This is a genomic window from Streptococcus sp. F0442 (assembly GCF_000314795.2).
Taxonomy (GTDB): Bacteria; Bacillota; Bacilli; order Lactobacillales; family Streptococcaceae; genus Streptococcus.
Genome location: NZ_KB373314.1, coordinates 533,456 through 554,317 on the forward strand (window position 1 = coordinate 533,456; position 20,862 = coordinate 554,317).

Sequence of the window (20,862 nt, forward strand, 5' to 3'; positions counted from 1 at the left end):
TCACTTGAATAGGGAGTTGTAAAAAAGTTCCCTTAGCCTGCACAACAAGATAATTTCGAAATATCTTTATCGAACGTAAGTGCAACTAATTTTAGCCCTTCAGCCATTGTTAAATATGGTGCTAGGGTTTCTGTTAAATCTTCTATCGTTAAGCCAAATTTAACAGCCAATGATGCTGCATAGATGACATCTCCTGCATTTTCAGATACAATATGAACCCCTAATACTTTTAGTGTTTCTGCATCTGCTACTAGTTTAAATACACCGGTTGTTTCACGGTTTACAATTGCTCTTGGAACAGCATCTAAAGGTAATACAGATGTCTTCACATCATACCCTTTCTCTTTTGCTTGTTCTTCTGTTAAACCAACCGTTGCAACCGTCGGATTCGTAAACGTAACAGCAGGAACTACCGATAAATCTATTTTTTTGTTTAATCCACCAATAGCATTATCAGTAATAATTCCACCTTCATAGGCTGCTACATATACAAATTGTGGTCCTAAAGTCACATCTCCTGCTGCATAAATCTTTTCATTACTTGTTTGACCAAAATCATTGATCAGGATTTCATTATTTTTTCCAGTTTCAACACCTGCTGCACTTAAATTTAAAGAATCCGTATTTGGTTTTCTTCCAGTGGCAACAAGTAACTGATCTGATTCAATGACTTCTCTACTGCCATTTACTGTTACGTAAACCCTTTTTATCTCTCCATTTTGTTCAACACGCTCAAAAGTTGCCCCTTTGACAAGGTTTATACCCTGTTCAATTAACGCTTTTTCAACTGACTCTGAAATCTCAGGATCATACTCCTTTAAAAGTCGCTCACTTCTTTGCATAAGCGTTATTTCTGAACCTAAATGATGAAATAGTTGTCCAAGCTCCATTCCAATGTATCCTGAACCAATTACAGTTAATCGTTTTGGTATTTTCTTTAACTCAAGAAGTGTTGTACTAGTTAAATAGTCCATTTTTTCAAGTCCTGAAATTTGGGGCAACGAAGGCGATGCACCTGTTGCAATTAAAAAGCGTTTTGCAGATAACTTTGCCCCATTGACCTCAACCGTACTAGCATCAACGAATTTTGCTTCACCTTTAATTAAATCAAAATTATATTCATCAATTAAATCCATATATTTTTGATTCCGAAGTTCGTTCACCAATTTATCCTTTTGCGTGATTAAACTAGCTAAATCCACTTCTCCAGCGGATGTTTGTAAACCTATAAACGGATTGTCTTTTGATAAATGATTGATTTCCCCTGCCCTAAGAAGAGTTTTTGACGGAACACAGCCAATATTCACACAGGTTCCCCCAACCGTTCCACGCTCAATCATTCCAACTTTTGCACCGTATTCTATAGCTTTAATTGCCGAAGAAAAGGCAGCAGCACCAGAACCAATAATAAGAAGGTCATAATTTTCTTCATTAATTAACGCCACGTTTTCTAGTGATGATACTTCTTCAATTTCTCCGGCTTGGTAATTTGCTTCATCAATCGCCTTTATTGCACTTTCAACCTCAATATCATCGGGCAGTTCAAATACTGCTTCACCACGACGATAACTAGACTCAATATTTTTAGCACCTATCTTTTCAAGTGCTGATTCTACGTGTTTTTCACAACCCGTACAAGTCATTCCTGAAATGTTTACCTTAAATTTATTCATAAAAAAGCTCCTTTCGTTAATTAATCTCTCATGTTAATGTTTCTATTATTGGACACGAATGTAATTGCTTTTCATCTGGACATCGTTGTTTTAAGTCGTCTAACATAGTTTCAATTCGTTTTAAATCCTCTATTTGTTTTTGCACTTCCTTTTGTTTTTTAGAAACAAATTCAAACATATCTTGACAACGAACTTCATCTTTATCTACAACACCAAGTAATTTATAAATCTCGCTTAAAGAGAAACCAAGTTCCTGTATTCGTTTAATAAACCCAACACGCTTAACGTCATCATATGAATATATCCGATAACCAGCTTCCGTTCGGTGAGGTTCTTGTAATAAATTTTTTCGCTCGTAATATCTGATCGTTTCTTTATTAACTCCACATTTATCTGCAAACTCACTAATGCGATAAATCATCTTATTTCACCCCCTGAATATTATAAACCATGTACCATAGTACACGGTCAAGTAAATTGGACTATTTTATTTTTTTCCCAAAGTATCACTCGTATGTGATTGATACTTTTATATAATACTATTGATTATCCTAACATCCCACCAGAAAATCCGATTTAAACACCAGTTGTTTTTAAACTATTAAGAAAGTAATTCCACTATATATTCCGAAGACCCCTAATTTTTAGTAAAATAACTTAAGCGATTCTGCAAAGAGATAAAATCGAGGTCTCATTAATTTAAATTGATAAAGAATATACTAAACTTTCCGCTGTGAGAAAAGTGCCTGAAGCTTAACTGCTTCAGGCACACGGAATTATTGAGACCTTAGGCTCAATAATTAGTCATGGAACTTCTTCGAAGAAGTTCGCTGACGTCCGCACTCACCTAAGGAAAGTTATTTATGATACTTTTATCTATTCATGCCGCCGATTGAAGTGAAAGACTTCAAAATATTGAATGGCCCGGTAGATTAAAAAGATGGTCAAGATGATGGCCACCAGCCAAATCGTCTTTAATCCATAAAACTGGATCAAGTAGGTCGAAAAAATGGCCCCACAGACGAAACTCCCGATCAAGCAGGTCATAAAGATGGCTTCCCAGAGGAATTTCATCTCCTTTTCTCTGACAAAATTTCCATAAGCCACCATGGTTTTCTTGAGATTTCCGGTCATAAAAGAGTGGTTGTAGGCATAGCTACCTACTTCTCCAAATGAGGTCGCTACGATTCCTAAACTCAGGCCAAAAAAAGGCACGATGAAGACATTTTTTACCGATGCTGGCAAAAATCCCGTCACCAAAGTTGTGAGGATATAGGGCACTAGGGTACTCAAGCGCCAGACTGAATTATCAATCAAGCGACGCAAGACCGTCATTAAAAAGATCCCCAGCATAAAGGCCAGCATCGTGGCTAACTTCACTTCTACATCTGAGATCTGCTGGCCTATCAAACCAACCGATAGAAAGACCACATTTCCCGTCTGGCCTGCCGCCAAGGTCCCACCCCGACAAATAAAGGTATAAGCATCTGAAAAACCAGCACACATGGTCAATAAACAAGCGAAAGCCTTGGTCCGCGAATGAAACTCCCTTTTCATTTCCATTCTCCTTAGGAAAAAGAGGGAGTGGTACCAAATGTTTAAATAAACATTTCCCATACTACCCCCACAAAGTTGATTGAGAACTCTTCTGAGTCTTTTAGCGAATGAAGAGTCTCATCAACTACTGAGACATTCCGTCACTCCTCATATCCGTAGACACTTGGTGACCAGTTGCCCTTCTTCTCTCTTTTTCTATTTTCCCTCACGCGCTTCGTTGAGGATTTTTTCAATCTTGGTTGTGATCAAATCAATCGCTACCGTGTTGGTCACTCCTTCAGGAATGATCACGTCCGCATAGCGCTTGGTTGGCTCAATGAACTGATGGTACATGGGTTTCACCACTCCAAGGTACTGCTCAATAACGCTATCGAGACTCCGTCCACGCTCCTCCATATCGCGCTTGATTCGGCGAATGATCCGAACATCATCATCCGTATCAACGAAAATCTTGATGTCCATCAAGTCTCGAAGGCGCTTGTCTTCAAGGACTAAGATTCCTTCCACGATAAAGACATCCTGAGGTTCCTGGCGATAGGTCTTACTACTGCGCGTATGCTCTGCATAGTCATAGGTTGGGATATCCACCGGACGACCTGCCAAGAGTTCATTGATCTGCGCAATCATCAAGTCCGTATCAAAGGCAAAAGGATGGTCATAGTTGGTCTTGATCCGCTCCTCAAAAGTCAAATGACTTTGGTCCTTGTAATAAGAATCATGCTCAATCATGGCAATCTTTTCATCTGGAAAATTTGCCAAAATGGCACGGGATACACTGGTCTTTCCACCACCAGAACCACCAGTAACACCAATAATAATAGGTCTATTTTGCATTTTCTACTCCAATACCTCTAATCGCTTGAAAAGGTCCTAACCTCTCCACTACATCTTATCCATTTTACCATATTTTTGCCTAGACTTAAATCATTTTTTCCGATGAAATTTGGAGAAGAAAGAGGCTGGGATAAAAGTCCTAGCCTCTCAATTTTCTTTGGATTGTCGAGCAAGACGCAGTGGTTGAGTGGGACAACGAAATCGAATTCTAACGAATGACCGATTTCTGTCCCACTCTCTTCATTATTTCACTTTTTCCACCATCGACTTAAAATTATAGTCTTTGTCTAGAACAATAACCTTCTTCCCTCCATCGACAGGCACAATGTAGGAATTAGTATAAGCCTCTTTATATACCTCCCTAGCACTTTTCACTGTGTAACCTTGATTTTTAATCTCTTTTTTAACCTGTTCAAACTCAGTATTTTTTTTATCATCCGAAGAATGAGAATTTCCACTCTTATCATTGATACGATCAGTATCTACAAGTGGATAAATGGCAGTGACATCAGTATTAGATGCGCCATTTTTCGTTATTTGAAAAACTAAATGATCATCATTATTAGTCACATTTTTCCATTTTCCAACCAAAACATCAGGGTATTCGATTTTTTGGAAAACGGCTCTCTTCTTAAATTCTGACAAATTGGATTTATAATATGCTAGATCATCCAAATCATCAGAAAATATGACATTTGTCCCATTGGACTGAAGCAAATTATAAAGTGCTGAACCGTCTGTTTTAAAAATGACCACTTCTTTGGTCTTCAAATGAAACTTTTTATCCACATCCGCTAGCGTCTTTATATTCGGTAAGTTTAATGCCGAAAGTTTCTGAACAAATTCCTTTTTAGCTTCTTTTCCTTCGATGATTTTTTTGATCGGATGAGTTGTATTGACTTTCTTTGTCTTTCCATTTAGTTCATAGACCACAGGCATCGAATCCGTGTTGCTCAACCAAATTCCATCCAGACTTTGTGTCCCTGTAAAGAAAAAGATCCAAACAAGAGTGATTGCTGTAACAATAGCAACGACTGCAAGACCGAACTTTGTTGGTTTATTAAAACTCAATTTCGGTCTTTTCTGTCCTGGAACAGGTTGCAGGGTTTCCGCTGATGGTTGCGGTGGGACAAAAGCGTAGACTCTTGTGAAAAAGGTGCGCTAGATGCAACAGGTGCTTCTTGAGCAGGAGCCTGCTCTTCGCTTGCTGGAGCTGGTGTTACTGGTGCAGGAGCAGGCGCATCTTTCTGTTCTACGACAAACTCCCCTTTTTCACGCGCTTCTTGAAATTCTTGCATACTTGGTTTGCGACCATTGATCGCTTCAAAATATTCTACCCAATCTCTTTGATTCATCATCACTTCCCCTTTTCATTCAATATAGAAACTGTTCTTATTATACCATAAATCAATTCCCTATTTAGTGACTTTTTTAGAAAAGCAAGAAAAAGTCCAAGCGGTTTCCCACTTGGACTAACATCCTTATTTCAAAACTTCTTGTGTTTTTGCGTAGTTGGCTTCGACAGCTTCTTTTTCAGCTTTCCACCATTCTTGGTGATCGGTGTACCACTTGATGGTTTCTTCCAAACCTGCTTCGAAGTTTGTGAATTGTGGTTCCCAACCCAACTCTTCACGCAATTTTGTTGAATCAATCGCGTAACGCAAATCGTGACCAGCACGGTCTGTTACACGGTCGTAAGCATCTTTTGGTTGACCCATTTTTTCAAGGATCAGTTCAAGTACTTCCTTGTTGTTCTTTTCACCATCAGCACCGATCAAGTAGGTTTCACCGATACGGCCTTTAGTGAGAATAGCCCATACACCCGTTGAGTGGTCGTTGGTGTGGATCCAGTCACGGACGTTCTTGCCTTCACCATAAAGTTTTGGTTTGATACCAGACAAGATATTGGTGATTTGACGTGGGATGAACTTTTCGATGTGTTGGTATGGCCCGTAGTTGTTTGAACAGTTTGAAATGGTTGCCTTAACACCGAAGGAACGAACCCAAGCCTTCACAATCAAGTCTGAAGCAGCCTTGGTTGATGAATAAGGGGATGATGGGTTGTATTTGGTTTCAGCAGTGAATTTTTCACCAGGACCTTCCCCATGTCCAGGAAGATCTTCACGCAATGGAAGGTCCCCATAGACCTCGTCTGTTGACACATGGTGGAAACGAATATCGTACTTGCGAGCCGCTTCCAAAAGTGTGTAAGTACCGATGAAGTTGGTGTGGATAAATGGTGATGGGTCATTCAATGAATTGTCATTGTGGCTTTCAGCCGCATAGTGAACAATCGCATCAGCCTTAGCAGCCAATTGGTCAACCAAGGCTGCATCAGCAATGTCACCCACAACCAATTCAACACGATCCCCAAGGATTTCTTCAATGTTGGCACGGTTACCAGCGTAAGTGAGTTTGTCAAGGACAGTCACATGTACATCTGGATGGTTGTTGTAGACATAGTGTACGAAGTTTGAACCGATGAAACCAGCGCCACCGGTTACGATGATGTTTTTGTATTCAGTCATTTTTTCTCCAAATAGTTTTTAGTTTAGATTGTTCCTTTGGCTAGTGAGGGACGCCAGCAACCCTTCGGTTTCATGGATAAATCCGGAGTCCATGTCTCCGGATTTCCCTACAAGATTCCCTACGGCAATCTTGTTTCCACTAGGGCAGGAACAATCCTACCAGGCTCCTTGCAGTCGCGATACTGCTCTGCAAGGTTCATTTTTACAAATCTTCTGCTTTTAGGGGTTTGACGTCTTTGAGCAATGGGTGGTTCTTGTCTGCTTCTGAAACTTCCGCTTCTTCCAAGTTTTCCCATTGGATGTCTAGGCTTGGGTCTGCATAGTTGACAAAAGCATATTTTGGTTTGAGCTCCAATGCCCAGTAGTCATTGACTAAGTATGTATAGGCAACTTTGTCTGTCAAAACTTGGAACCCATTGGCTACACCACGAGGAACAAAGATTCCTTTAGAAGCATCAATCACAGTTTGGTAAGTGTTCCCAAAGGTCTCACCTTCACGAAGGTCTACCCAAGTACCGAGAACCTTTCCTTCATCTGCTACAGAGATGTACTTATCCCAAGGTTCTGCATGCAAGCCACGCAAGACATTCTTACGAGAGAATGAAATGTTGTTTTGCAACTTGCCTTCCGCAAAGAAGCTTTCTGGAAAACCAAGAGGAAGCATCTTCTCTTTTTGGAAGTTTTCCTTGAACCAACCACGGTTGTCCCCACGAACTGGAATATCAAACTCCATCAAACCTGGAATCTCTTCAATCTTGCGGGCTGCTAATTCTTTCTCGAAAAATTGTTCTGTCATTAAGCTTCTCCAATCAAACGGAGCAAATATTGTCCGTACTCGTTTTTCTTCAGAGGTTGAGCCAATTCATAGACTTGCTCTTTAGTAATATAGCCCATACGATAGGCGATTTCCTCAAGGTTAGCTACTTGGACATTCTGAAGACGTTGAACCGTCTCGATATATTGAGAAGCCTGCAAGAGACTTTCATGAGTTCCTGTATCCAACCAAGCAAAGCCACGGCCCATGAGCTCAACAGAGAGATCTCCACGCTCCAAATATGCCTTGTTGACATCGGTGATTTCAAGCTCTCCACGAGGACTTGGTTTGATATTTTTGGCAATCTCTACCACATCATTGTCATAGAAGTAAAGCCCAGTCACCGCAAAATTCGATTTTGGATGTTCTGGTTTTTCTTCGATTGAGACGGCATTCATGTCCGCATCAAACTCTACCACACCAAAACGTTCTGGATCTTTGACTTGGTAACCAAAGATAGTCGCTCCTTTTTCTTTGGCTTCCGCTCGTTGCAACATCTTGGTTAAGCCATTTCCGTGGAAGATATTATCTCCAAGTACGAGGGCAACATGATCATCACCAATAAATTCTTCTCCAATAATGAAAGCTTGAGCCAATCCATCTGGGCTTGGTTGTTCAGCATAAGAGAGGGAAATCCCAAGTTCAGAACCATCTCCAAGAAGCTCTTCAAAACGAGGAAGATCCTGCGGAGTTGAGATGATCAGGATATCTTTGATCCCTGCCAACATAAGGGTTGACAATGGGTAGTAGATCATTGGTTTGTCATAAATGGGCATCAACTGTTTGGAAGCCGCACGTGTCAATGGATACAAGCGAGTTCCTGAGCCACCGGCTAAAATAATACCTTTCATAATGTTAGGCCTTTCTACGTTGTCATTACCCTTATTTTATCATGTTTATATAAAAAAGTCACTTTGCATTTATGTTACAAGGAAATGAGAGTTGTAGAATTGTTAGCATTGGTCTTACTCATGGTTCAAATAGATTACTGCTCCTTGACTGAGCCGTCTGAAAACCTTACCTTTACTCCCGAATTGGTCGTTCCTTTCCTAGAATCCATAAACCTTTGAAATCCCTCATCTTGGTTATCATAGATCCCTATCTTCATTTTATGAGCATCTTTATCATAGGCCAATTGGTGTTGCTTTGAAGTCCCATCAACAAATGTAATTTTGACATCAGCTCCCCATGCGTCTGAAGGAATGGAGCTATAGGATGGGTTTTTAATCTCAATCTCCTCAATACCCTCGTAAGAATTCTTCAAGGTCTTTACAAGACTGACTTCATACTCTCTATTGCGTTGCTTTTCCTCTAATTTTTTATTCACGTAAAACAAAGAAATTCCAATTGCCATAAGGAGAGCCAAAGCGATGACCATCATCATCCTTTTGTTTTTATTTTTAAACTTGATGTTTACCATAAGACGATACTCCTTACTAATGAAGATCCCTTTTTGAGATACCTTCGAGCTATATCTGACTATCTTTTTCTCAAAGACAATAAAAGCAATCAAAAAGAGAGCTTGTCCTGACGCTCTCCTTTTCAGTCACTTATCCCAAAGCGACGTCTAGGATCATCATAATGACAAAGCCAACCATGAGACCTAAGGTCGCAACGTCTGTGTTGCCATTGGTCTGGGAATCTGGAATCAATTCTTCGACCACTACAAAGATCATTGCACCTGCCGCAAAAGAGAGGGCGTAAGGCAAGATGGCCGTCATAGATAGGACCGCTACTGCCCCTAGCAGGGCTCCTACTGGTTCCACGATGGCTGACATAGATCCCCAATAAAAGGCGTTGAGACGAGATTTTCCATCCGTCCGAATTGGAATCGAGAGGGCAGCCCCTTCTGGGATATTCTGCAAGCCAATCCCAATAGCCAAACCAATCGCCCCGATAAAGGCTTCTGGACTTGGATTACTAGCCAGAGCTCCAAAGGCAACCCCGACTGCCAATCCTTCTGGGAAATTGTGGATGGTAATAGCGAGAAAGAGGAGGGTCGTCTTAGACAACTTCTTCTCTATCGGCGTATGGATACTCTCTGCCTCTTCAATCTCCTTCGTCATATGAAGGTGAGGGACGATGGCGTCGATCAAGCGAAGGAAGAATCCTCCAGTTAGAAAACCAATCGCCGCTGGCAACCAAGCCAAACTTCCATAGGAGGTTTCTGCATACTCAATCGAGGGTTGCAAGAGGGACCAAAACGATGCCGCAATCATGACCCCTGCCGCAAAGCCCATCATGATGTCTAGTAATTTTCGACTAATATGTTTGAAGAAAAAGACGATGGCTGACCCGATAATGGTACAGCCCCATGTAAACAATCCTGCGAGAAAGGCCTGTAAGACCACGGATTGTGATTGAAACCAATTCATAACAACTCCCAGTTCCTTGTTCATTCACTTGTTCTATTCTACTATTTTTATCCGAATTAAGGAAGGTCTTTCGAAAATAAGAGGCTGGGACAAAAGTCCTAGCCTCTCAATTATCTTTGGATTGTCGAGCAAGACGCAGTGGTTGAGTGGGCTCTATTACGCTGATTTCATCAGCTTTTACAGCCCTACTCAACTGTGCGGAGGTGGGACGACGAAATCGAATTCTAACGAATTACCGATTTCTGTCCCACTCTCTTCTTCACATATTGTTCAACTGGATAATCTGCTGGATCTAGGCGCACCTTTCCTCCTGCCACTAGTTGGGCTAGGTGCCAACCAATGAGCGGACCGGTTGTAAGACCAGACGAACCTAGGCCACTGGCGACATAAGTACCAGCTTGATCGGGAAGGCCTCCCCAAAAGGGCGAGAAGTCGCTGGTATAAGCCCGGGTACCCACGCGCTCACCGACAACTGTCGCTTGAGCTAGTTTTGGATAGTAGGTCAAGGCTTCTGTTTCCATCTGATTCAGCAAAGCTTGATCCACCGACAGGTCAAAGCCCATCTCGTTTTCATGGGTGGCTCCCATACTGATCTTGCCTTGCTGGAAGGGAATGATATCCAGCTCTCCTTCGGGCATGACCACGGGATAATCATCAGTAACTAAGTCTAGCTGATAATCCTTCAACTGTCCTTTTTGGGGACGGACATCTACTTGGTAGCCAAGTGGCTCAAGGATTTGCCCCAACCAGGCTCCTGTCGCTAGGATGACTTGGTCATAGCTCTCTTCTGCTATCTGATAGCCATGATCCGAGATTGTGAGAGCAATCTCTTCCTTGATCACTCTTGCGCCACTTGCCTTTAGAAGGGTTTCAGTTAGAAGGGCTCCCTCTACATGGGCCCCACCTGAGGCATAAAGGAGCTGTTCAAAGCCTTGCAGACCTGGGAACTGTTGACCTACTTCTTCTTTGGTTAAAACCGCCAATTCCCCGATTAAGGGAGATTCTTCCCGTCGACTCAGCGCCAACTGATAGAGTTCATCTAATTTCTCTTCCTTTTTCTTGAGGAGATAGACCCCTGTCTGCTGGTAAAAGTCTGTTTCGATTCCGTCCTTGGCCAGGTCCTCTACCAATTCTTGGTAAAAATCAGCTCCCAGCCGAGCCAGGCGATACCAGGCCTTGTTTCGTCGCTTGGAAAACCAAGGGCTAATGATCCCAGCCGCTGCCTTGGTTGCTTGGCCAACTCCGTGATCATAGACGGTGACATCTATCTGTGCTTCCTTGGATAAATAATAGGCTGCAGTGGATCCCACGATCCCTGCACCGATAATGGCAACTTTCATCATGACCCCTTAGATATGATAAAAAGGATTGGTGCTGGCTTGACTGCCAATCACTTCAATCTCCCAAGCTTCCTCAGCCTTCCACTGGTTGAGCTTTTCGACTAGTTTCGACACAAAAAGAACTTCAATATGGTGTCCTGGATCCAAGGCCAAAAGCCCATCGCTCAGCATGTCCTGAGCTGTGTGGTAGTAGATATCTCCTGTGATATAGACCTCTGCTCCCTTGGCGAGAGCATCCTTGTAAAAGGACTGACCACTTCCTCCACAGATAGCTACGCGCTCAATGACCCGTTCCAAATCCGCCTGGTCATAACCAACCAAGCGCAAAGCATCTAAGCCAAAAGTTTCTTTGACCTTGCTAGCCAACTGTCCAAAAGTTTGGGCAGCTACCCGACCGATGCGGCCGATTCCGAGTCCTTCTCCTGTCATGCTGAGGGGTTCTGTATCTTCAATTTCCAAGAGCTGGCAGAACCAATCGTTGAGCCCATCTGGTACGATATCAATATTGGTATGGCTGACGTAGACTGCGATATCATGCTTGATCAAGTCGATATAGATCTGATTTTGAGCCCGATCGGCTACCAAATCCTTAATAGGACGAAAAATGGGCGCATGCTTGACCATGATCAAGTCCACCCCATGGGCGATGGCTTCCGCTACCGTCTGCTCCCGGATATCTAGGGCTACCAAGACCTTCTTGATGTCTTTTTGCAGGGTGCCGACCTGTAGCCCACTGACATCTCCCTCCATGGAAAGTTCCTGGGGACAGTAGGCTTCATAGCGTTTGATAACTTCACTTGCTAGCATTTAGGACCTCCTTGATTTGGGCGATGCGCTCTTCTAACGATGCTCTGGCAGATTGATTTTCATCTGGGACCTGCTCCAAGGCAAAGGCTAATTTTTCTACCTCCTTGGACCACTTTTGGACAAAGGCTGGAGCTTGTTCCCGCATCAAATAGGGTCCAAAACGCAGTTCCGTAGCTGACAACTCTTGAGAACCCTGTTCCACCACAAGGATCTCATAAAACTTCTCATTTTCTTCTAAGATAGCTTCATCAACTATGCGAAAATCATGGTCTACTAACCAAGTCCGCAATTCATCCTCCCGATTATTGGGTTGCAAGACCAAGCGGGAGACACCGGCTAATTTCTCAAGTCCAGCTGCTAAGATATCTGCAATCAAGCGTCCGCCCATTCCTGCGATGGTGATGCAAGAAATGTCATCGGACAATTCGAAAGCAGCCAAGCCATTAGCTAGGCGGACTTCAATCTTGTCCTCTAAACCATTATCAGCGACGTTTTGCAGGGCAGACTGATAAGGTCCCTCAACCACTTCCCCTGCAATAGCAGCCTCAATCTTGCCTTCCTGTAAAAGAGCGATTGGGAGATAAGCATGGTCACTTCCAACATCTAACAGACGCGCTCCAGCTGGGACGAAGCTAGCCACCAAGTCCAAGCGATTTGATAATTTCGTAAATTCCATGTGCTTCTTTCTATACTTTTATTCCATCCTTTAGTATACCATGTTTGCACCGTTAAAAAAAGGCGCAACGGCGCCCTGTCTATTATGGAAAGGTATTATTTTAGACTTTCCTTAGGTGAGTCCGGACGTCAGCGAACTTCGTAGAAGTTCCATGACTAAGTTTTGAGTCTATTGTCTCAAAACTTCCGGGCACATGAAACTTATACGTTTCATGTGCTATACTCACGGCGGAAACTCTCGCAATCATCCTCAACAAGCCGATACTAGACTTTAGTCAATTTCCTTATATTCCACTTCCAAGCCACGTTGCACTGCTGGGCGATTAGCAATTTTTTCTGTCCAAGCTTGCAAATGCTTGTATTCCTTCACATCTAGGAAAATTCCAGCACGATCCCAGACCTTTTCTTGGGCTAGACGGCCATACCAAGACCAGATGGCAATATCTGCAATAGTATAGTCCTCTCCTGCAATATAAGGTCTAGTCGCCAATTCCTTGTCCAGTAGGTCCAATTGGCGTTTAGCTTCCATGGCAAAGCGGTTGATGGCATACTCGATTTTTTCAGGAGCGTAGTGGAAGAAATGGCCAAATCCTCCCCCTAAGAAAGGCGCAGCCCCTGTCTGCCAAAAGAGCCAGTTGAGCACTTCGGTCCGTTTAGCAGGATCTGTCGGAATCAATTGTCCAAATTTCTCTGCTAGATACAAGAGAATATTGGCTGATTCAAAGACCCGAATGGCTTGGTCACCTGATTGATTCAACATGGCTGGAATTTTCGAGTTTGGATTGATGGCCACAAAGTCACTGCCGAATTGATCCCCATCACCAATCTTGATGCGATAAGCGTCATAGCCCGCATCTACACCCAACTCTTTTAGTTCTTCCAGCATAATAGTCACCTTGATTCCATTTGGGGTTGGAAGAGTATAGAGTTGGAAAGGCTGGTCGCCTTTTGGAAGGCTTTGTTCAAAGCGGGCACCTGCTGTTGGTTGGTTCAAGCTACCCCAGGCTCCACCCATTTGATTTGGTGCTTCCCATACTTCCGGTAATTGATAATCTGACATCTCTGTTCTCCTTTTTCTAAGCTAGTACTAGCATATCAAATCCAGGCGCTACTTTCAAAAATCTGCTACGCTAGCTTTACTTGACTTTTCTTGGCAAAATGATAGTATAGAAAAAATACATTTTAAGGAGAAAAAATATGTCCACAATTGACTTTCATAGTTTGGCAAAGACAGAACTCCACTGCCACTTAGACGGTTCCTTGTCTCTTCCGACTATTCGCCAATTGGCAGCCATGGCCAATATTGACCTTCCTGCTAGCGATGAAGAGCTCAAGCACCATGTCACTGCCCCTGCCCACTGTGAGAATCTTTTGGACTATTTGGAGGCCTTTGACTACATTCGCCCTCTCCTTCAGACCAAGGAAGCCCTGACCCTTGCTGCTTACGATGTCGCTAAGCAAGCGGCTCTGGAGAATGTCATCTATATCGAGGTTCGTTTTGCCCCAGAATTGTCCATGGACCAAGGACTTACCGTACCAGAAATTATCGATGCTGTCTGTGATGGATTGCGCCAAGCCCAGGATGAATTTGGCATTACAGCCAAAGCCCTCGTTTGTGGCATGCGCCAGTCCGATCCAGAGCTCACCTCTCGCATCCTGGCAGAAGCCAACCAAGTTAGGGATCAGGATTTTGTCGGCTTTGACTTCGCTGGGGATGAGCATCACTACCCTCCACAAGCCATTGATGCCCTCATCCAACAGGTCAAAAGTTACAACCGTCCCATGACCCTGCATGCAGGTGAATGCCACTGTCCAGCCAACGTCGTTCAATCCATAGCCTATGGTATCAAACGAAATGGCCATGTGACCTTATTAGCTTACGAACCAGAACTTCTAAAAGAGTTTGTGAAAAATGGGGTCACCGGTGAGCTCTGTTTGACCAGTAACCTTCAAACCAAGGCAGCGGCCACTGTGGGAGACTTCCCTTACCTCAAGATGAAGGAAGCTCAAGCCCGTATAAGTATCAACACCGATAACCGGACCGTATCTGATACGGATTTGACCAAGGAATACACTCTTTACCACCACCACTTCCAAACGACACCAGCTGACTTTTACCAGCACAATGTCGATGCCATCCAGGCTTCCTTTGCTAGTGAAGAGGAAAAACAAGAACTCCTGACCAAACTAGAGGAAGCCTACGCAGACTATTTATAAACGAAAAAATGAGGCTGGGACAAAAGTCCTAGCCTCTCAATTATCTTTGGATTGTCGAGCAAGACGCAGTGGTTGACTGGGCTCTACTACGCTGATTTCATCAGCTCTTACAGCCCTACTCAACTGTGCGGAGGTGGGACGACGAAATCGAATTCTAACGAATTACCGATTTCTGTCCCACTCTCAGTTTTTTAATCCTTCCACAAATCCATGGCCTGTAAGAAATCGTCTGAAACCGTCACATTGCGTGGGTTGGCTTGCTCGCGTTCTTGTAGTTTCGCCTCTACTTGGACCAGGCTATTGATACCTTCACTGCGCCAATTTCGCAAAATAGCTTGGATATATTTCCAGTGAGGCTTGCCATTAAAGACGGCTTCTCGTAGCGCTGCCTTGATCACATCGGGATCTGTCTGATCCTCCCGCACGGTCTTGGTCAAATCTTCAATCTCAAAAGGCGTCAAGAGTCGTCCCAGTTCTTGTTGGAAGGTTTCCACCAAGTCCTTGATGACATTTCCCTTGGCAGGAGCATTCTGTGTCTTCCCTTGTGTCTGAGCCTCTAGAATTTCATCCAAGCGTTCCAGGGCAATGGTCGCATCAAAGATGGCCTCAATTTCTCCATTGAGCTCAATCGTCCGATATTGAAGAAGTCCCTTGGTGGTCAAATTGGACATAATCCGATTGACCTCTGTCACCGTTTTTCCTAGATGACTGGCAATCTGATTGGGAGTCAAGGTCTCTTGACCGGTCGTATTTTGAAGGAAGAAAAACTGCCAAACCAAGTAGTCATCTGCCTGGTCAAATAACTCATGATAATGAAAAAGCAAGGCACTTGGAAGAACCAAGTTGCCATACTTAAATGCTTGTGAATATGTCATAATTCCCCTTTATAGGTAACCATAAAATGAAATATCTTTTTCCAATTCTTCCAAGCGGTAAGGTGTTTCTTGATAAACCGCATAGTTGATCCAATTACTAAAGAAGGTTGTCGCAGCTAGATTCCAGCGAATGCGAGGCTCTGTACTGGCATCATCGTGATCAAAATAATTCTTAGGAACATCCGGATCCAAGCCTGCCTTGACATCTCGGTTGTATTCTTTTGCCAGCGTATCGCGATCATACTCCAGATGGCCAAAGCTATACACCTCACGCATGTCTGGACTGGCAATGATGGAAAGGCCAACTTCATTTCCTTGCGCGATCACCTGAAGATTGCTCTTTTCAAGGACTTCCTTCAAAGGAACATCCGTATAGCGAGAATGAGGGGCAAGGAAGCGATCGTCAAAGCCTCTCATGAGAAGACTTTCCGGACGCACCACTACTTGGTCATAGATACCGGATAGCTTGTCACAGAGCTCTACTTTTTGAATCCCGTAACGGTAGTAAAGACCAGCCTGAGCTCCCCAACAGAGGTGCAAGGTGGAAAAAACATGACGCTTGGCCCATTTAAAGACCTGGGTCAACTCATCCCAGTAGTCCACTTCTTCAAAGTCCATCTTTTCGACAGGGGCTCCTGTCACAATCAAACCGTCATAGTAATTATCCTTGATATCCTCAAAGGTCTTGTAGAAGCTCTCCAAATGTTCTGCCGCTGTATTCTTGGACTCATGACTTGCCATGTAGAGGAAATCTACATTGATCTGCAAGGGTGTGTTGGCCAAGAGGCGTAAGAGCTGGGTTTCTGTCGCAACCTTGGTCGGCATCAGATTAAGAATGAGAACATTCATGGGCCGAATATCCTGGTGAGTCGCCCGAACATCATCCATGACAAAAATATTTTCTGAACGAAGGATATCGACTGCTGGTAATTTTTTATCTAGAGTAATTGGCATAAAAAGCTCCCATCTTACAAGTTCTTAACTAACATTATATGATAGGAGCTTATAGTTTTCAATTATGGTTTTTCTGTAGCCAGTTATAGTATTAGACTATATTAGTAATGCATCAAAACTTTGTAGTCGTAATCGCCGATCGCTTCGCGACCTTTCAATTCATCCAACTCGATTAAGAAGGCACACCCTGCAACGACCCCACCGAGTTTTTCGATCATTTCGATGGTTGCTTTCACCGTACCACCAGTCGCCAAAAGGTCATCGACGATGAGGACACGTTGACCTGGTTTGATGGCATCTGCGTGCATGGTCAAGGTATCCACACCGTATTCTTTTTCGTAGTCAGCAGAGATGACTTCACGTGGCAACTTACCAGGCTTACGGACAGGTGCAAATCCAATTCCCAACTCAAAAGCGACTGGACATCCAACGATGAAACCACGCGCTTCAGGACCGACGATCATATCGATCTTCTTATCGGTTGCGTATTGAACGATTTCACGAACCGCATAACTATAAGCATTGCCATCTGCCATCAAAGGGCTGATATCACGGAAGGTAATCCCTTCTTGTGGATAGTTTTCAATGCTTGCAATGTAATCTTTTAAATTCATGGTTAACTTTCTTTCATAAAAAATTTTTACATTCCATTATACCATGAATTCTACTAACTTGCATCATTTTTGCCAAATCATTTTCCCATACCTGCAGCAACAGCAAAATGAGGCTGGGACAAAAGTCCTAGCCTCTCAATTGTCTTTGGATTGTCGAGCAAGACGCAGTTGTTGAGTGGGCTCTACTACGCTGATTTCATCAGCTTTTACAGCCCTACTCAACTGTGCGGAGGTGGGACGACGAAATCGAATTCTAACGAATGACCGATTTCTGTCCCACTTTCATAATAATTGTTAGAAGAACCTTTTACTGTCCTTCTATTAATTTGTTGTACTCGATTTTCATATCCCCCAAGTTTTTCAGGGAATAACGGGAGCTTCCGTTTTTAAACCAAGTACCCAGGATATATTGCTCGGCGACCTTCTTACTTTGGTTTTTCAACCAAGTGCGGTCTTTGCCATAGGTAGCAAGTTGCTCAAGGAGTTGTTGGCCCTCGTAGGTAGTATCTTCTTTATAAAGGTAGACCTCTTTCTGGAAAAACAACTTTTTGGATGAGTTGTATTTAAATATAAAACCAAGTGTCACACCTTTTTCCAATTGAAGATCATACATATAGGTCCAGTTGGGCGTTCCCCTAAACATCATCACGGACAGTTCTTCGTTAGCATCGACAATTCCTTTAGAATAGGGGTAGGTCTGAAAATCCTCATTTTCTTTCCAAATACCATCGTTCCCTATCGTTTCTGTATAGGGCTTAAGCATCACATAGCGCATCAGCCCACCATTTTCAGCGTAGTTGATTTCTTCCATGGGGTTTTTGAGGCTCAGGTAGATTCCTAACCAATAGAGGCAAAAAAGTAGGACGGGAATCAACCAAACAAATAATTTAAGTTTTTGCTTCATTATTCATCTTTCTTATATTGCATTTCTTCTTTTTCCAAACTTTCAATGAACAGGTAGGATGAATTATACTTTTCATGTTCCTTCAGATATTCCATTGACTGTTCCTCTGAAGATCTTTCATAAACTGGTACTAGACTTTCAAAAATAGTTGATTTAACTTCATTCAAATCCACGTTTTGTTTAAATTCTTTCTCTCTTAAATTTGGAGAGCTTTGCAGATCATTGAAGTAACTATTCATTGCTTGCGTATAAGATTGAGTATTCGAAGTCATACGTTTTACAATATTAACAGAATCTAAGTCTGCAAGATAATCATCCATTCCAATACTTGGTTGCATATCGGTCGCATTTGTAGTAGTATCACCTTCCCAGCCCGATAAGTCATTAACATTTTTTCTTCCACCATAAAAATCAGCTAAAGCAAACCATCTAGAATTTAGATGTGTGGCCATTGTGATAGACTGGTGAGTAAAGTCAGCTTTTCGATACATACTTTTTGCAACCGATTGAACTTCATTAGCGGAAATATTGTAAACATTCTCTGCTTCAATACCAAAGTCATGTAATTCTTTATCATTGAACTTACCAATTTTACGTTTCGAACCTGATACTGCATGCTGTAAGGATAACATTCCATAAAGATGTTTTGACTCCTCTTTACTTAATCCTAGTTCATCCATAATTTCATCAAAGCTCTTCACTAAATGAACAAGAACACGATTTATTATCTCTTCATCGTAAAAATAATTAACTAAAGAACCCGCAGTTTGATCCCACTTAAATCCCGTATATGAGGCGCTTCCAAGAACCCTAAGAAGTATGTAATCTTTTTCCTCTTGAGACTTATCTGGGAATTTTTTATCAATGCCATCTCTGACTTTTATGATTTCCCTTGCCGTCTGCTCGTTAAATCCATACTGCACCATCAGGTTCTGTGCAAACATTGCATCTTCTAGGGACAGATCTTGTAAACTTGGGGATTCGCTTACTATTTTCTGAGCCTTTAATTCAACAACCCAAGTCATATCTAGACCATCTGTATAGTAATTACCATTAGCATCAACAACCACTTGACTTAACTGACTTGCTCCTTGAATAGCAAGTTGAAGAACAGTTAAACTGTCTGAGAAAAATGATGCGACTTGAGATACAAACAATTCCAACTCATTAATTTTCTTTGTCACACTCTGAATTTCTGACTCTAGATTATTTTTTGAGTCAGTCAATTGACGAGAAGTCTCACGATGGGCATCGGAATTAAAAGTATCTTTTAATTTATTAAAAAAGCTCTCATGCTCAGCAATCTGTTCATTAACAACTGTTAACATGTCTTCTTTACTTTTTTTGAGAGCTTTTAATTCTTCTAAATCAAGATTTCCATATTGAGATACAGGTTCATTTGCTGTTTTATATGAATTCAACTCGATCTGAATATCATCCACTGCTTCCTTGATTTTCGTAATTGCAGGGATAATAATATCGGTAAAAAGTCCTTTACCCGCAGTATATGCAGCTCCCTGTAATTTACCTGAATCCAAAGAACTTACCAAATAATCGCAACCATTTGATAATCTTTCTGTAATTTCATTTGCAATTTCTATATTGTTTGATAGTGCTTCAATTAATGCACTAGATTCTGCAGAACTATATTTCACTCCCAAGGCAATCGATTCCTTTCTGATATTAGTTTATCTCTTTGTTCATCCGTATTTCGACGGATCGATTGACTCCATTTTTCTATGTCATCAAAATGGATTTGCACATATTCGGACATTTGACGACGCAGTTCTTGATTATTTTCTAACTCCTGAATTCTAAATTGTGTTGACATATCCGATTCTTTTAGTAATGAGTCCACGCCAGAAGACAGCTGTTCAAATTGCTCAGCTAAATAAAGAACTCTGTTTTCATGTCGCTTCTGTAATAATTTTAAATCATCTTCCTTTTCTTCAAGTTCTATAATTTTTCGAGTCAAAGTAGAGCGCTCTTTTTCGCTCTTATCTATTTTTTTATTTAATGATTCCATCTTTGAGATTCCTCTATATCTCTCTTTTCAATTACAGCAGCAATTTGAGGGAACTTGTTGGCTTGAATTAGAACTGCTTGACTAAATTCGCTAATAGCCTGAAGAACTGAATTTGTTACCTCCTTTCCATTTTCCATTCCTGTAATTTCTTGGGTGTAAGAAAATGAAACTTGCTGATTTTGCACATTACTGGTATCAACTGAAACCAGCTCACTAATTGCATCTGCAGCTGAAATAGCATTTGATTGTATTAAGGCCATTTAATTCCTCCAAATAATTTTTTTAAGAGACCACTCTTAGTTTTCCACTTAGTTAGAAGTATTATAACATCCTTTTATAATTAAAAAAAGCTTAGTTAGTAGTATCTAAGCCTCATTGTAACTGATCTCCTATTATATTTATATACACTAAAAAATCCCACATCTGAAGAAGATGCGGGATAATAATTGTTAGAAGAGCCTTTTACTGTCCTTCTATCAATTTTTTGTACTCGATTTTCATATCCCCCAAGTTTTTCAGGGAATAACGGGAGCTTCCGTTTTTAAACCAAGTACCCAGGATTATTGTTCGGCGACCTTCTTGCTTTGGTTTTTCAACCAAGTACGGTCTTTGCCGTAGGTGGCAAGTTGCTCAAGGAGTTGTTGGCCCTCGTAGGTAGTATCTTCTTTA

The 20,862-nt window shown here is 42.0% G+C and carries 24 protein-coding genes; 1 reads left to right on the plus strand and 23 read right to left on the minus strand.

The genetic code is table 11. From position 1 onward, the window contains the following. Positions 1-32: 32 nt before the first annotated feature. The 15 genes from merA to yghU form a co-directional block, all read right to left on the minus strand. Positions 33-1,673, minus strand: a complete 1,641-nt coding sequence (gene merA, locus HMPREF9186_RS02765; protein WP_009731301.1) for a mercury(II) reductase — start codon at positions 1,671-1,673, stop codon at positions 33-35. A 28-nt stretch (positions 1,674-1,701) separates the two neighbouring features. Then, the gene (merR, locus tag HMPREF9186_RS02770; protein ID WP_001863748.1) at positions 1,702-2,094 is read right to left on the minus strand and encodes an Hg(II)-responsive transcriptional regulator; all 393 of its coding nucleotides are present in this window, start codon (positions 2,092-2,094) and stop codon (positions 1,702-1,704) included. Between the two features lie 455 nt (positions 2,095-2,549). Further along, positions 2,550-3,230 (minus strand): YoaK family protein, encoded by a 681-nt coding sequence (locus tag HMPREF9186_RS02775; RefSeq protein WP_009731302.1) that lies wholly within the window; start codon positions 3,228-3,230, stop codon positions 2,550-2,552. 195 nt (positions 3,231-3,425) lie between these two features. Next, entirely contained in the window at positions 3,426-4,064 is a 639-nt protein-coding gene (udk, locus tag HMPREF9186_RS02780; RefSeq protein WP_009731303.1) for a uridine kinase, read from the minus strand. Positions 4,065-4,307: 243 nt separating this feature from the next. Further along, positions 4,308-5,135 carry a hypothetical protein gene (locus HMPREF9186_RS02785; RefSeq protein ID WP_009731304.1) on the minus strand — a complete coding sequence of 276 codons (828 nt, stop codon included), beginning with the start codon at positions 5,133-5,135 and terminating at the stop codon, positions 4,308-4,310. Further along, entirely contained in the window at positions 5,132-5,422 is a 291-nt protein-coding gene (locus tag HMPREF9186_RS11615) for a hypothetical protein (protein WP_009731305.1), read from the minus strand. Before HMPREF9186_RS11615 ends, HMPREF9186_RS02785 begins: the two co-directional genes overlap by 4 nt. Positions 5,423-5,545: 123 nt before the next feature. After that, positions 5,546-6,592 (minus strand): dTDP-glucose 4,6-dehydratase, encoded by a 1,047-nt coding sequence (gene rfbB / locus HMPREF9186_RS02790; RefSeq protein WP_009731306.1) that lies wholly within the window; start codon positions 6,590-6,592, stop codon positions 5,546-5,548. 202 nt (positions 6,593-6,794) lie between these two features. Beyond that, positions 6,795-7,388, minus strand: a complete 594-nt coding sequence (locus HMPREF9186_RS02795; protein WP_009731307.1) for a dTDP-4-dehydrorhamnose 3,5-epimerase family protein — start codon at positions 7,386-7,388, stop codon at positions 6,795-6,797. Next, a complete protein-coding gene (gene rfbA, locus HMPREF9186_RS02800; protein WP_009731308.1) occupies positions 7,388-8,257 on the minus strand; it encodes a glucose-1-phosphate thymidylyltransferase RfbA in 870 nt (289 codons plus the stop codon). Before rfbA ends, HMPREF9186_RS02795 begins: the two co-directional genes overlap by 1 nt. A 134-nt stretch (positions 8,258-8,391) precedes the next feature. Beyond that, on the minus strand, positions 8,392-8,826 hold the full coding sequence (locus HMPREF9186_RS02805; RefSeq protein WP_009731309.1) for a hypothetical protein: 435 nt from the start codon (positions 8,824-8,826) through the stop codon (positions 8,392-8,394). 130 nt (positions 8,827-8,956) lie between these two features. Next, positions 8,957-9,781, minus strand: coding sequence for a ZIP family metal transporter (locus HMPREF9186_RS02810; protein ID WP_009731310.1), 825 nt, complete (start codon positions 9,779-9,781; stop codon positions 8,957-8,959). Between the two features lie 224 nt (positions 9,782-10,005). Then, on the minus strand, positions 10,006-11,124 hold the full coding sequence (locus tag HMPREF9186_RS02815) for an NAD(P)/FAD-dependent oxidoreductase (RefSeq protein ID WP_037613902.1): 1,119 nt from the start codon (positions 11,122-11,124) through the stop codon (positions 10,006-10,008). A gap of 6 nt (positions 11,125-11,130) precedes the next feature. After that, positions 11,131-11,928, minus strand: a complete 798-nt coding sequence (locus tag HMPREF9186_RS02820) for a Nif3-like dinuclear metal center hexameric protein (RefSeq protein WP_009731312.1) — start codon at positions 11,926-11,928, stop codon at positions 11,131-11,133. Beyond that, positions 11,915-12,604 carry a tRNA (adenine(22)-N(1))-methyltransferase gene (locus HMPREF9186_RS02825; RefSeq protein ID WP_009731313.1) on the minus strand — a complete coding sequence of 230 codons (690 nt, stop codon included), beginning with the start codon at positions 12,602-12,604 and terminating at the stop codon, positions 11,915-11,917. Before HMPREF9186_RS02825 ends, HMPREF9186_RS02820 begins: the two co-directional genes overlap by 14 nt. A gap of 270 nt (positions 12,605-12,874) precedes the next feature. Beyond that, on the minus strand, positions 12,875-13,663 hold the full coding sequence (yghU, locus tag HMPREF9186_RS02830) for a glutathione-dependent disulfide-bond oxidoreductase (protein WP_009731314.1): 789 nt from the start codon (positions 13,661-13,663) through the stop codon (positions 12,875-12,877). A gap of 137 nt (positions 13,664-13,800) precedes the next feature. Here yghU and add point away from each other — a divergent pair, with 137 nt between their 5' ends. Next, the gene (add, locus tag HMPREF9186_RS02835) at positions 13,801-14,820 is read left to right on the plus strand and encodes an adenosine deaminase (RefSeq protein WP_009731315.1); all 1,020 of its coding nucleotides are present in this window, start codon (positions 13,801-13,803) and stop codon (positions 14,818-14,820) included. A gap of 191 nt (positions 14,821-15,011) precedes the next feature. On the opposite strand, the gene HMPREF9186_RS02840 is transcribed toward add, so the two are convergent. The 8 genes from HMPREF9186_RS02840 to HMPREF9186_RS11730 all read right to left on the minus strand — a co-directional run bounded on the left by HMPREF9186_RS02840 (position 15,012) and on the right by HMPREF9186_RS11730 (position 20,793). After that, complete coding sequence (locus HMPREF9186_RS02840) at positions 15,012-15,695, minus strand: DnaD domain-containing protein (protein ID WP_009731316.1); 684 nt, start codon at positions 15,693-15,695, stop codon at positions 15,012-15,014. A gap of 9 nt (positions 15,696-15,704) precedes the next feature. Next, positions 15,705-16,649: a homoserine O-acetyltransferase MetA gene (gene metA / locus HMPREF9186_RS02845; protein WP_009731317.1), complete on the minus strand. Its 945-nt coding sequence runs from the start codon at positions 16,647-16,649 to the stop codon at positions 15,705-15,707. A gap of 101 nt (positions 16,650-16,750) precedes the next feature. Then, positions 16,751-17,263, minus strand: coding sequence for an adenine phosphoribosyltransferase (locus HMPREF9186_RS02850; protein ID WP_006154681.1), 513 nt, complete (start codon positions 17,261-17,263; stop codon positions 16,751-16,753). Between the two features lie 307 nt (positions 17,264-17,570). Then, on the minus strand, positions 17,571-18,167 hold the full coding sequence (locus HMPREF9186_RS02855; protein WP_009731318.1) for a TipC family immunity protein: 597 nt from the start codon (positions 18,165-18,167) through the stop codon (positions 17,571-17,573). Beyond that, positions 18,167-19,822, minus strand: a complete 1,656-nt coding sequence (locus HMPREF9186_RS02860; RefSeq protein WP_232198432.1) for an LXG domain-containing protein — start codon at positions 19,820-19,822, stop codon at positions 18,167-18,169. Before HMPREF9186_RS02860 ends, HMPREF9186_RS02855 begins: the two co-directional genes overlap by 1 nt. Continuing rightward, positions 19,819-20,193 carry a hypothetical protein gene (locus HMPREF9186_RS02865; RefSeq protein ID WP_009731320.1) on the minus strand — a complete coding sequence of 125 codons (375 nt, stop codon included), beginning with the start codon at positions 20,191-20,193 and terminating at the stop codon, positions 19,819-19,821. The genes HMPREF9186_RS02860 and HMPREF9186_RS02865 overlap by 4 nt, the downstream gene beginning before the upstream one ends. Continuing rightward, positions 20,181-20,453, minus strand: coding sequence for a hypothetical protein (locus HMPREF9186_RS02870; protein WP_009731321.1), 273 nt, complete (start codon positions 20,451-20,453; stop codon positions 20,181-20,183). The genes HMPREF9186_RS02865 and HMPREF9186_RS02870 overlap by 13 nt, the downstream gene beginning before the upstream one ends. Positions 20,454-20,655: 202 nt before the next feature. After that, entirely contained in the window at positions 20,656-20,793 is a 138-nt protein-coding gene (locus HMPREF9186_RS11730) for a TipC family immunity protein (protein WP_442852212.1), read from the minus strand. Positions 20,794-20,862: the final 69 nt, after the last annotated feature.